The organism is Sphingomonas faeni (genome assembly GCF_024273235.1).
GTDB classification, from domain to species: Bacteria; Pseudomonadota; Alphaproteobacteria; order Sphingomonadales; family Sphingomonadaceae; genus Sphingomonas; species Sphingomonas faeni_A.
The window spans coordinates 17,211-28,377 of record NZ_JANBVH010000031.1 but is presented as its reverse complement, the minus strand read 5'-3'; the positions used below and the strand labels follow the sequence as shown (position 1 = coordinate 28,377).

Sequence of the window (11,167 nt, the reverse complement as noted above, 5' to 3'; positions counted from 1 at the left end):
GAGGTAGGCGCTGCGGCGTGATTCGACCAGCGCCGTTGAGTCCGATCGGAACCGTGGACACGACGAGCCGTTGCGGCGGAGACTTCTGGGAGCATCTTTTATGACCGATCCACGCGGACACTTTGCCGATACCGAAACCACCGCTGCGGGAACGCCTCGCGCGGGGGCCGGCTGGGGTTGGATCCTGGCCTATGGCGTGCTGTCGGCCGTGCTCGGAATCATGGCGTTCGCGTCGCCGTTTTCCGCGACCTATGCCGCGACGCTGGTGATCGGGGCGTTTCTCATTGCGGCCGGGATCGTGTCGATCGTGTCGGGGTTTGCCGGCAAGGGACATGAGGGGCGCGGCTATGCGATCGGGTTCGGGCTGGTGTCGCTGGTGATCGGCCTGATCATGGCGTTCGAGCCGGCGACGGGCGCGATCTCGCTGACGTTGCTGATTGCGGTTTGGCTTGGGGTTCGTGGGGTGTTGGAGATCGGGCTCGGGTCGCGGTTTCGGCGCGGCAAGGGGCTGATGATCGCGCTGGGGGTGGTGAACATCGTGCTGGCGGTGATCGTGCTGGCGACGCTGCCTTGGTCGGCAATGACGTTGCCGGGGTATGTGTTGGGGATCAGCTTTTTGTTTGGCGGGGTGGCTTCGGTTGCTTCGGCGCTGGCGCACAAGAAGGGCGCGGCGGCGTTTTCGGTGTGACCTGCTAGTGTGTTCTCCCGCGAAGGCGGGAGTCCAGTCTGGGCCCCCGCCTTCGCGGGGGAACAAGCTTACTTTTTGAATTTCCCCGCCGTCCCCAAAGCTGCACCACCCCGGCGGAGGCCGGGGCCCAATTGGGGGACGTTGATAACTGAAGTCCGCGATACGTTATTGCGACCTTTCCAATTGGGCCCGGCCTTCGCCGGGGTGGTATATTTTGGAAGGGGGCAGCGACTAATACGGCGTCAGGGTTACAGCAGCTTCTCGATATCCTTGCGGATGTCCTCGGGCTTGGTCGTCGGCGCGTAGCGATCCACAACAGCCCCATCGCGCCCGACCAGGAACTTGGTGAAGTTCCACTTGATCGCCTTCGACCCCAGCACGCCCGGTGCGTCCGACTTCAGGCGCTCGAACAGCGGGTCCGCCCCTGCCCCGTTGACGTCGATCTTCGCGAAGACCGGGAACGTCACGTCGTACGTCAGCGTGCAGAAATTCGCGATTTCCGCGGCATCCCCAGGCTCCTGCGCGCCGAACTGGTTGCAGGGAAACGCCAGCACCTCGAACCCTCGATCGGCATAGTCCCGGTGCAGCGCCTCCAACCCCTCGTACTGCGGGGTGAAGCCGCATTTGGACGCAGTGTTGACGATCAACAGCACCTTGCCGCGATAGGGGTCGAGCGACGCCGCGCTGCCGTCGGCGGTCTTCACGGTGAAGTCGGTGATCGCGGTCATGGGCGGTCCTCGTTGCGGGCGAGCAGATACGTCAGGTTCTGACGCACGCCCGGCCATTCGTGGCGAAGGATGCTGTAGACGACCGTGTCGCGCAAGCGGCCGTCGGCCATCACCTGATGTCCGCGAAGCAGGCCGTCGCGCTTTGCGCCGAGGCGTTCGATCGCGGCTTGCGATTTCTTGTTGAGCGAATCGGTGCGAATCTGGACGCATTCGCAGCCGAGGGCGTCGAACGCGTGAGTCAGCAGCATGAGTTTGGCTTCGGTGTTGACGCCGGTGCGTTGCACGGACTTGGCGTAGAAGGTGCCGCCGATTTCGAGCCGCTTGTTCGCCGCGTTCATGCGCATGAAGCGAGTCGTTCCAACAACGATCCCGCCGGCCACCACTGCGAACAGACGAGCACGCCCGAAGTCCTGCTCGCGCAACGCCGCGGCGAGCCAGCGGTCGGGCGCCTTCATCATCGCGACGTTGGCGTAGAATGTGTCCCAGAGCTTGTCCGCCGACGCCGCGGCGACCAGCGCGTCCATGTCGTCGGCGACCAGCGGGCGGAGCGTGACGTGGCGCCCGACGAGCGTCGGCGTCTCGCCCCAGGTCACGCCAGCCGCCCCTCGTGCAGCCGCAGCACGCGGTCCATCCGGGCCGCGAGCCGCTCGTTATGCGTCGCGACGACCGCTGCGGTGCCCTGTTCGCGGACCAGCCGGATGAACTCGGCGAAGACGATGTCGGCGGTGTGTTCGTCGAGGTTGCCGGTCGGCTCGTCCGCCAGCACGAGCGCAGGCTTGTTGGCGAGCGCGCGGGCGACCGCGACGCGCTGCTGCTCGCCGCCGGAGAGCTGGCTGGGCCGATGCGTCAGGCGGTGGCCTAAACCGAGCTGGGTCAGCAATTCCGCCGCCCGGCGGTCCGCCTCGGCGCGCGTGGCGCCGTGGACGAGCTGCGGGAGGACGACGTTCTCGGTCGCGTTGAAGTCGGGCAGCAGGTGATGGAACTGGTAGACGAAGCCCAGGCTGTCGCGGCGCACCACGGTGCGCTCATGCGCATTGAGCTTGGCCGCCTCGGTGCCGGCGATCCTGATCGATCCCTGGAAGCCGCCCTCGAGCAACCCGACGGCTTGCAACAGCGTCGACTTGCCCGAGCCAGACGGCCCGAGCAGCGCGACGATCTCGCCGGGCGCGATCGCGAGGTCGACGCCGCGGAGCACGTCGATGGTCGCGCCGCCCTGCGTGAAGCTCTTGGTCAGTCCGCTGGTCTGGAGGACGTAATCGTCGAACTTCTCGATCTGGCGGTCGATTTTGAGGCCTTCATTCATAACGCAGCACCTGCACGGGGTCGGTACTCGCCGCTTTCCAGGCCGGATAGAGCGTCGCGAGGAAGCTGAAGATCAGCGCCATCAGCGCGATCACGACGATCTCGACGGGGTCGGTCTTCGACGGGAGTTCGGTCAGATAGCGGATCGAGGGGTCCCACAGGTTCTGGCCGGTGACGAGCTGGACGAAGTTCACCACACCCTGCCGGTAGAACAGGAAGATGAAGCCGAGCACGAGGCCCGCGACCGTGCCGAGCGCACCGATGGTGGTGCCGACGACGATGAAGATCCGCATCATCGAGCCGCGCGTCGCGCCCATGGTGCGCAGGATCGCGATGTCGCGGGTCTTGGCGCGGACGAGCATGATCAGCGACGACAGGATGTTGAACACCGCGACGAGGATGATGATCGACAGCACGGTGAACATCGCGACGCGCTCGACCGCGAGCGCCTCGAACAGCTGTGCGTTCATCGTCCGCCAGTCGGCGATCACCGCGTTGCCGCCGATCTTGCCGGCAAGAGGCTTGAGTATCTCGGCGACCTTGTCCGCATTCTCGGTCTTCAGCTCGACCATGCCCGCCGCGTCGCCCATCAGGAGGAGCGTCTGGGCGTCCTCGATCGGCATGATGATATAGGCCTTGTCGTAATCATAGACGCCGATCTCGAAGATCGCGCCGACGGTGTAGCTGACGATCCGCGGGACGGTGCCGAACGGCGTCGTCTGCCCTTGAGGACTGAAGAGCGAGATGTCGGAGCCGACCTGCGCCCCGAGCGATTCGGCGAGCCGCGAGCCGATCGCGATCCGGCCGCTGCCTTGCGTGATCGACTGGAGCGAGCCCATGATGACCTTGTTCTGGATCGTCGAATTGCGGCGGATGTCGTCGACGCGCATCCCGCGCACCAGCACCGCCTCGGCGCGCCCGTTATAGGTGGCGGCGAGCGGCTGTTCGATCAGCGGCACCGCGCTGGTCACGCCGGGTGTCGCGCGCGCCTGCGCGACGATCTCGCGCCAGTCGGGCAGCTTGCCGCCGACACCCTGCACCACCGCATGGCCGTTGAGCCCGACGATCTTGTCGAACAGTTCCGCGCGGAAACCGTTCATCACGCTCATCACGATGACGAGCGCGGCGACGCCAAGCATCACCGCGACCAGGCTGATCGAGGCGACGAGGAAGATGAACGCCTCGCCCTTTCCCGGCAGCAGATAGCGACGGGCTATCATCCGTTCGTAGCGGGACAGGATCATGGGCGGCCGGGTTCGATCGTTAGGGAGACTATGCCCCGGCTCTAGGACGCGTCCCCGCGCGAGGCAACACGTGCGAGACGGCGGGCGGGGTAGCGCGCGGTCGTGGAGGGAGCGGGGATCGCTGCGTCATGGGCATGATCTCGGCCGATGGCTAGATTGGTATGTTGCGTAATCGCCACAGGGCTTATCCAATCGTGCCGGCGCACGCGCAAATACCGTGACAAAGCCCGCTCACATAACTAGCAAAAACCTCGCTGAGACACAGGCAACGGCCGTGGTTCGGGGACTGCTTTTACGCCGCACCAAAGGTGCTGAGCGAAAGCACAAAAATGGGGGCTGACGAGCGATCGTCACGCAGGCGCCCGGATCGGCAACGGTCCGGGCGTTTGCTTGTCCGTCACAGTTTTCCTGGAAAACTATACTTCGACACCATTGGAACGGAACGACCATGCGTCGACACTGTTCGATCGAGCACAGAATTGAGTTCTCGCCGGCGCCCCGCGATACTGGCTGCGGCGTGGGCAAAGACGATGCCTGCCACCCGACCGCCGCCCCCCGACGCCCGCACTGCCGGCGGACCAGATCGATCCGCCGGCAGTCCGTCCGTCATCGCGAAATCGAGGGGATTACCTACCGCTGTGCCGTCGCTGCGTCGAAACTCACGGGCAACGGCCTGTCGGGATAGGCCTGCATCGCCGCAACCTGGGGCTGCGGCTGGACCGCGAACCGCATGTCCTCGGCGAGATAGGCGCGCACCACGGTGCCCGGCGGAAGCTGTGCGCTGGTCCCGTGAACGAGAAAGCCAAGTGGCGAAGCGAACAGCATCGTCGCGACCGACGTGATCGTGCCGCTGGTCCCTTCGTCGTTCGCCTGTCCGCTCAGCCGGACCGGGCCGCTCGGCGTGTCGATATAGAGCAGCCGGATCTCCAGCTTGCCCTTCTTGCCGAAATGCCCGTTGCGCTGCACCGCGGCGACTTCGGCTACCGCGACCGATCCGGCGGGGATGACGATCTGGCCGCGATACGACAGGCTTTCCGCGACATCGAGATAGAGGCGGTCGCCCGGCTTGTTCACCTTCGTCGAAACCTGGGTCCGTGATCGCAGCGTCAGCGGCGTTCCCATCGGGAAGTACGACATCGGAACGGACGTCCCGGTGACCGCGGTCGGCGCGGGCCAATAGACGAAGTTCTGCGCGGCGGCGGGTGTCGCGAGCACACCCAATGCCGTGGCAGCGGAGACGACGCTCGCAAGCATGGCTCCTGGTCGCGCTGGCCCTGTTGGTCTTGGCCTCGTTTGTCCTGGTGTTTTCACGTTGGTCCCCCGAAATGTCGGGACCGGGACTAGCCGCGCATTCGTATCGATCCGGCGAAAATTAAAGGTTTCCAAAGCCTTAATCGGAGAGGGCTCAGGTTAACCGCCAGTCTCGCGCGCAAGACGTTACAGCAGGGCAAGCGGTCGGTGTCATAATCATAAACGCACCCTTTGATCGGGCATTTGGTCGCGAGAATGATTCATCCCGCGCCCCGGTTTCCCGCAATGAAAATTCTAATGTCGCTCCCGTCGGGTAGGGTAACCGTTGATCAGGTAGGCTGACATTCGGGGCGACTGGATCTTCCAGGATCGCCGACTTGGTGATCGTGGCGGCAACCGCTGGCGGTGCCCTCACGACCGTGGACCACATGCCGAAGCCGATGACTACAAGCATTGCGAGCAGCGCCGTCGAGAAGCGGATGCGGTTATTGATGGGTCTCCAGAATATCGGCGATACCGTCGTCGAGTGCAGCACGCGAAATCTCTCCGGCATGGCTCTCGCGTATCATGCCGTCCGCAGCGACGAACAGGGTGGTCGGCAGGGCTCCCGAACCAGCAGCGCGGCTGAAATCCTGGCTATGATCGACCAGCAGATGCGGCGATGTCAGCCGCTTCGTGGCGAGGAACGCCTTGACGGCGTCCGGCGTCTCGCCTTGATCGATGAACAGAACCGGCACTGCGGGACGTGCCGCTGCAGCCCCCACCAGCATCGGCATCTCGCGCTGGCACGGCCCGCACCAGGTCGCCCACAGGTTGATGACGAACGGCTTTCCCCGAAAACTATCGATAGCAACCGGCTGTCCATCGATCGTGTACGCGATAAGCCCCTTGGGCAGAGGAATGGCGGTATCCTCGACGAGGAGATGCGCAGCCGCTGCCCAGACCATGACGGCGATACCCAGGCTCGCCAGCGACCGATGGAGCGCGGCGGAACGGCGGAGCGTGACGACGAGCACCAACGCCGCCCCGACGATGCCCGCAATCACGGAAAATCCACCCTGCCAGATCGCGAGCGCCGACAGCGGATCATCGCCGAAGCTGGGGATGTGCATGGCGACATAGCCAATGCGTCCCATGACCAAGCCCGCCACGACCGCCGCCGTGACCGCGTTCGACGTCGGCCGGGACGATTTGCGCGTCAGAAACGACACCAGGCCGATAAACGCCGCGACCGCGAGCAGCGCGAGCAATCGGTCGGTCGATAGCACCAGCGGACCGAGGGCGACGGTATTGCCGATCGTCACAGCGCGGCCGCGCTCTTCCACAGCATATAGGCTGCAACGACGAAGATCAGGATCGCGAAGACGGTCGTGAGCGTCCCGCGGCCGGAGAGGCGCCTGGCAACGACCGTCCCGACCATGCCGCCGACGACACCGCCAGCGATAAAGACGCCCGCGAGCGGCCAATCGACGAGTCCGGAAAGCGCATAGTTGGTCGCGGTCGCCAGCCCGAACGCAGTGACGGCGACCAGCGATGTTCCGACCGCGTTGATCATCGGCATCCTGGTCGATGCGATCAGTCCGGGCACGATCAGAAATCCGCCGCCGATGCCGAAAAAGCCCGAGAAAATTCCTGTACCAAGCCCGAAGCCTAGCACTTTCGGGGCGTTTGCGCGATTGCAGGCAGCGCCCTCGACGCCAAGGTTGCGCCGGCCACGCAGCATCAGGATGCCGACCGCGACCATGACGATGGCGAACAGGAACAGCAGATGCTGGCCATCGACGGCCTTGCCCGCCGTCGATCCTGCAAAGGCGCCGAGTACCCCTGCCCCCGCATACATCAGCCCGCAGCGCCATTTGACGGTACCGGCCCGCGCATGGCTGAGCAGGCCCGTCGCGGCGTTTGCCGCGACCGCTAGCGCGCTCGTCCCGATCGCCACGTGCGGACTGGTCACGCCGACGAGATAGACCATCAGCGGTACGGCAAGGATCGAGCCTCCCCCGCCGACAAGGCCAAGCGTGAAGCCGACCAGGCCTCCGGACAATGCGCCCAGCAGGTATTGGATGGTATCGAGCATGAAAACGGGCCTCGGACGGCGGAGCTGGCTCAGGCGGCTTGGCGATGCTCGGGATGCGCCATCCACTCGCGGCCCTTGAGCATGCCGTTCCAGTAGATCCATGGCAGGCCTTCGGACTTCAGCAGCCAGGACAGTTTCTGGGGCTTGGTGCCCTCGATGATCCACTTCGGAAAACTCGGCAGCAGCTTTCCGCCATAGCCGAACTCGGCGAGCAGGATCCTGCCGCGCTCGACCGTCAGCGGACATGAGCCATAGCCGTCATAGATCGCCGTCGGCGCCTTGCCGGCGAGCATCGACAGCAGATTTTCGGCAACGATCGGCGCCTGCTTGCGCGCGGCCGCCATGGTCTTCGCGTTGGGCGTCGATCCGCCATCACCCAGACCGAACACGTTGGCGTAGCGAATGTGTTGCAGGGTCGTCTGATCGACATCCACATACCCCGCGTCGTTGGCGAGGGAACTGCGCGCGACGAACGCGGGTGCCTTCTGGGGCGGCGTTACGTGGATCATGTCGAACGACTTCGTGATCTCTCCGCCCTTCTCCCGGAAGGTGGCGGTTCGATCAGATCCGTCGACCGCGACCAAGGTGGATTCGAACTGGAGGTCGATGCCGTAGTGGTCGACATAGGCCATCAGCGGCGGGACGAATTCCTTTACGCCGAACAATACGCCCCCGGCGTTGTGAAACTGCACGTCGATGTCCTCGAGCACGCCCTGCCGCTGCCAATGATCGCATGACAGGTACATCGCCTTCTGTGGCGCGCCTGCGCACTTGATCGGCATCGGCGGCTGGGAGAACAGCGCCGTGCCGTCCCTCAGGGACTGAACCAGCTCCCACGTATAGGGTGCTGTGTCGTAACTGTAGTTGGAGGTGACGCCGTTGCGTCCGAGCGTCTCGACGAGCCCATCGATCCCGGCCCAGTCGAGCGCGATCCCCGGCGCGACGACGAGCGCGCGGTATCCGACGGTGGATCCGTCTTCCAGGGCCACGGTATCGCGCTCGGGCTCGAAGCTGGCGACCGCGCCTTTGATCCAGCGCACGCCGGCGGGCATGACGCTCGCCTCGGGCCGCCGCGTATCCTTGGCATCGAACACGCCGCCGCCGACCATCGTCCAGCCCGGCTGATAGTCATGCTCGGTACGCGGCTCGATGACGACGATGTCGAGTGAGCGGTTACGCTCGCGCAGCGACGCAGCCGTCGCCAGCCCTGCCGAGCCACCGCCGACGATGACGACATCGGCCCGCGATGGCCCCGCCCCTTCCGGAATCACGGCGGTTGTTTCAAGTCGGGGACGAAGCGCGGTCAGGTCATAGCCGGCGTCGCTAGCCGTCCTGAGGATCGTATCCGCAGGCAGCGCCCCGGCTTGCGAGAGCGCCCATAGCGACGTCGAGCGCGTGCCGGTGCGGCAATAGGCGAGGACCGGAGCGTCGAGACGCGACAGCGCATCGGCCATGCGCGCGACATCCTCATCGCCGATCTTGCCCGGGACGACCGGCACATGCGCAAATGCCATGCCGTGCGCCGCTGCAAGCCGCTCCATGGCGGCGGCGGATATCTGCCCCGGCTCCTCGCCATCCGGCCTGTTGTCGATGATGGCGCGAAACCCGTCCCGCGCTGCCTGGGCGATATCCGCCTCGGTCAGCTGGGGCGATACCGACAATGCGGGGGTAAGCAGCTTGATGGTCATGCGGATCGTCCTCGAGGGGCGCTTCGGAACGCAACGCGCGCGCCGGAGACGAAGTCAGGCGGCGAGCGGGCGCTTCGAGAAATACCAGTCGGTATAGGCAAAGCCTTCGCCCTCGCGGCCGGCGGCGGCGGCGATCGTCTTGGGCGGCGGCACGATGGCGTCCTCGCCCGGCTGCCAACCGGCCGGCGTCGCGACGCCATTGGCATCGCTTGCCTGCATCGCGGTGACGAGGCGGACGATTTCGGGAATCGAACGACCGTTGCTCATCGGGTAGTAGAGCATTGCACGGAGCACACCGTCGGGGTGCGCGGCAGGCCGACCGTCGATGTATCAGACATGGGAATTCTCCAGTGGAGGCCGCTTTACCGGGCGGGCAGGCAGCAGGCGGTGCAGGATCATGCCGCCGAGCATTGCGGCGACGAAGATGGCGGCGGGAACGGGGGCGATGGCGAGATCGGCGATGGCAGGCCCGGGGCAAAGCCCGGCGATGCCCCAGCCGATGCCGAACAGCACCGACCCGCCGATAAGGGATCGCGTGATCCCGGTCTTGGCTGGCAGGACGAAGAACGTGTCGACGAGCGGGGAGTCGAGTCGTCGACGGATCCTCCAGGCGACCGCCATCGGCAGAATTGCGCCGCCCATCACGAAGGCGAGGGTCGGATCCCACGCACCGCCGAACAGATCGAGGAACGCGCGGACGCGGGCAGGATCTGACATGCCCGAATGCGCGAGGCCCGCACCGAACAACATGCCCGCCAGCAGAGCGATCAGCACACGGCGCATCATGACGTCACCCCCAGCGCGCGCATCGCCGCCACCGTGGCAAACCCCGCGGCCATGAAGCTGGCGGTCGCCGCGATCGACCGCGGCGAGAGGCGCGACAGGCCGCAGACACCGTGTCCGCTGGTGCAGCCGCTACCCATGCGCGTGCCGAACCCCACGATCAGGCCACCAAGCACGATGGCCGCGATGGATGTCGGGAAACGTGTCGCAACCGGTCCGGCGACGAACGTTAGCAACAGGGCACCCAGCGGAAGGCCGAGCACGAAAGCGCTGGCGATCGGCCATGGCGTCCCGCCCGGTGCGATACCCGTCGCGCGCGCGACCATGCCGCTGACGCCGGCGATCCGTCCGAGGCCCAGCAGCATGATCGCGCCGGCAAGGCCGATCAGCAGGCCGCCGGTCAACCCGGCAAGCGGCATGGCGTCCGTCCAGTTCATCAGAGGACGTTCAGCGGAATCTGGAGGTAGCGCGTGCCGTTCGCTTCGGGCTCGGGCAAGTGGCCACCGCGCATGTTGACCTGGATCGACGGCAGGATCAGCTTCGGCATCCCCAGGGTCGCATCGCGGGCGGTCCGCATCGCGACGAACGCATCCTCTTCGACACCGTCATGAACATGGACGTTGCCGGTCCGCTGCGCGCCGACCGTTGTCTCCCAGACATAGCGGTCACGTCCGGGTGCCTTGTAATCATGGCACAGGAACAGTCGTGTCTCGGCAGGAAGGGTCAGCAGCCGCCGGATCGAGCGGTAGAGCTGCCGCGCGTCGCCGCCCGGGAAATCGGCACGTGCCGAGCCATAGTCGGGCATGAACAGCGTATCGCCGGTGAATACCGCCTCGCCGATGACATAGGCCATGTCGGCCGGGGTGTGACCGGGCACATGGAGCGCGATCGCCGGTATCGAACCGATCGCGAATGCATCGCCGTCGTCGAACAGCCGGTCGAACTCGGAGCCGTCGCGGGCGAATTCGGTGCCGGCGTTGAAGATCTTGCCGAACACGTCCTGCACACGCAGGATATCGCGGCCGATGGCGAGCGTGCCGCCCAGCGCCTTCTGCAGATAGGGTGCCGCCGACAGATGGTCGGCATGGGCATGCGTCTCTAGCAGCCAGTCGATCGTCAGCCCCTCCCCTTGCACATACGCGATGATCGCGTCGGCGGAGGCGGTATCCGTCCGGCCTGCGGCCGCATCGAAATCGAGCACGCTGTCGATGATCGCCGCGCGCAACGTCGTCGGATCGTGCGCGACGTAGCTCGCGGTGTTCGTCGGCTCGTCGAAGAAGCTGCGAACGACGAGCTTCGGCTCCTCCCGAGCGACGGATACTTGCGTTGCGGCTGCGGTGAGAATCGGGTCGGTCATGACGCTCATATACCGAATCACTTTCACACTTACAATATGTCGGTAATTA

Annotated in this window: 13 protein-coding genes; 1 reads left to right on the top strand and 12 read right to left on the bottom strand. The window is 65.4% G+C overall.

What is annotated here, in order from left to right:
• Positions 1 to 100 precede the first annotated feature (100 nt).
• Positions 101 to 688 carry an HdeD family acid-resistance protein gene (locus NLI89_RS15825; RefSeq protein ID WP_254687904.1) on the top strand — a complete coding sequence of 196 codons (588 nt, stop codon included), beginning with the start codon at positions 101 to 103 and terminating at the stop codon, positions 686 to 688.
• Between the two features lie 248 nt (positions 689 to 936).
• Here NLI89_RS15825 and NLI89_RS15820 read toward each other — a convergent pair whose 3' ends face one another.
• The 12 genes from NLI89_RS15820 to NLI89_RS15765 all read right to left on the bottom strand — a co-directional run bounded on the left by NLI89_RS15820 (position 937) and on the right by NLI89_RS15765 (position 11,118).
• Positions 937 to 1,416: a glutathione peroxidase gene (locus NLI89_RS15820; protein ID WP_254687903.1), complete on the bottom strand. Its 480-nt coding sequence runs from the start codon at positions 1,414 to 1,416 to the stop codon at positions 937 to 939.
• Positions 1,413 to 2,009: a GNAT family N-acetyltransferase gene (locus NLI89_RS15815; protein WP_254687902.1), complete on the bottom strand. Its 597-nt coding sequence runs from the start codon at positions 2,007 to 2,009 to the stop codon at positions 1,413 to 1,415. Before NLI89_RS15815 ends, NLI89_RS15820 begins: the two co-directional genes overlap by 4 nt.
• Positions 2,006 to 2,719 (bottom strand): ABC transporter ATP-binding protein, encoded by a 714-nt coding sequence (locus NLI89_RS15810; RefSeq protein ID WP_248522956.1) that lies wholly within the window; start codon positions 2,717 to 2,719, stop codon positions 2,006 to 2,008. The genes NLI89_RS15815 and NLI89_RS15810 overlap by 4 nt, the downstream gene beginning before the upstream one ends.
• Entirely contained in the window at positions 2,712 to 3,962 is a 1,251-nt protein-coding gene (locus tag NLI89_RS15805) for a lipoprotein-releasing ABC transporter permease subunit (protein ID WP_254687901.1), read from the bottom strand. Before NLI89_RS15805 ends, NLI89_RS15810 begins: the two co-directional genes overlap by 8 nt.
• Positions 3,963 to 4,592: 630 nt before the next feature.
• The gene (locus tag NLI89_RS15800; protein WP_254687900.1) at positions 4,593 to 5,177 is read right to left on the bottom strand and encodes a hypothetical protein; all 585 of its coding nucleotides are present in this window, start codon (positions 5,175 to 5,177) and stop codon (positions 4,593 to 4,595) included.
• Positions 5,178 to 5,698: 521 nt separating this feature from the next.
• On the bottom strand, positions 5,699 to 6,517 hold the full coding sequence (locus tag NLI89_RS15795) for a prolipoprotein diacylglyceryl transferase family protein (protein WP_254687899.1): 819 nt from the start codon (positions 6,515 to 6,517) through the stop codon (positions 5,699 to 5,701).
• Positions 6,514 to 7,290: a sulfite exporter TauE/SafE family protein gene (locus NLI89_RS15790; protein ID WP_254687898.1), complete on the bottom strand. Its 777-nt coding sequence runs from the start codon at positions 7,288 to 7,290 to the stop codon at positions 6,514 to 6,516. Before NLI89_RS15790 ends, NLI89_RS15795 begins: the two co-directional genes overlap by 4 nt.
• 29 nt (positions 7,291 to 7,319) lie before the next feature.
• Entirely contained in the window at positions 7,320 to 8,978 is a 1,659-nt protein-coding gene (locus tag NLI89_RS15785; RefSeq protein WP_254687897.1) for a bifunctional protein tyrosine phosphatase family protein/NAD(P)/FAD-dependent oxidoreductase, read from the bottom strand.
• A 54-nt stretch (positions 8,979 to 9,032) separates the two neighbouring features.
• Positions 9,033 to 9,245 carry a hypothetical protein gene (locus NLI89_RS15780; protein ID WP_254687896.1) on the bottom strand — a complete coding sequence of 71 codons (213 nt, stop codon included), beginning with the start codon at positions 9,243 to 9,245 and terminating at the stop codon, positions 9,033 to 9,035.
• A 63-nt stretch (positions 9,246 to 9,308) separates the two neighbouring features.
• Positions 9,309 to 9,761, bottom strand: a complete 453-nt coding sequence (locus tag NLI89_RS15775; RefSeq protein ID WP_254687924.1) for a DUF6691 family protein — start codon at positions 9,759 to 9,761, stop codon at positions 9,309 to 9,311.
• A complete protein-coding gene (locus NLI89_RS15770; protein ID WP_254687895.1) occupies positions 9,761 to 10,198 on the bottom strand; it encodes a YeeE/YedE family protein in 438 nt (145 codons plus the stop codon). Before NLI89_RS15770 ends, NLI89_RS15775 begins: the two co-directional genes overlap by 1 nt.
• A complete protein-coding gene (locus tag NLI89_RS15765; protein ID WP_254687894.1) occupies positions 10,198 to 11,118 on the bottom strand; it encodes an MBL fold metallo-hydrolase in 921 nt (306 codons plus the stop codon). The genes NLI89_RS15770 and NLI89_RS15765 overlap by 1 nt, the downstream gene beginning before the upstream one ends.
• Positions 11,119 to 11,167: the final 49 nt, after the last annotated feature.

Coding starts and splice junctions, on each gene's coding strand:
- NLI89_RS15825 (WP_254687904.1), top strand. CDS start 101: ATGACCGATCCACGCGGACACTTTGCCGATACCGAAACCACCGCTGCG.
- NLI89_RS15820 (WP_254687903.1), bottom strand. CDS start 1,416: ATGACCGCGATCACCGACTTCACCGTGAAGACCGCCGACGGCAGCGCG.
- NLI89_RS15810 (WP_248522956.1), bottom strand. CDS start 2,719: ATGAATGAAGGCCTCAAAATCGACCGCCAGATCGAGAAGTTCGACGAT.
- NLI89_RS15805 (WP_254687901.1), bottom strand. CDS start 3,962: ATGATCCTGTCCCGCTACGAACGGATGATAGCCCGTCGCTATCTGCTG.
- NLI89_RS15790 (WP_254687898.1), bottom strand. CDS start 7,290: ATGCTCGATACCATCCAATACCTGCTGGGCGCATTGTCCGGAGGCCTG.
- NLI89_RS15785 (WP_254687897.1), bottom strand. CDS start 8,978: ATGACCATCAAGCTGCTTACCCCCGCATTGTCGGTATCGCCCCAGCTG.
- NLI89_RS15780 (WP_254687896.1), bottom strand. CDS start 9,245: ATGAGCAACGGTCGTTCGATTCCCGAAATCGTCCGCCTCGTCACCGCG.
- NLI89_RS15775 (WP_254687924.1), bottom strand. CDS start 9,761: ATGCGCCGTGTGCTGATCGCTCTGCTGGCGGGCATGTTGTTCGGTGCG.
- NLI89_RS15770 (WP_254687895.1), bottom strand. CDS start 10,198: ATGAACTGGACGGACGCCATGCCGCTTGCCGGGTTGACCGGCGGCCTG.
- NLI89_RS15765 (WP_254687894.1), bottom strand. CDS start 11,118: ATGACCGACCCGATTCTCACCGCAGCCGCAACGCAAGTATCCGTCGCT.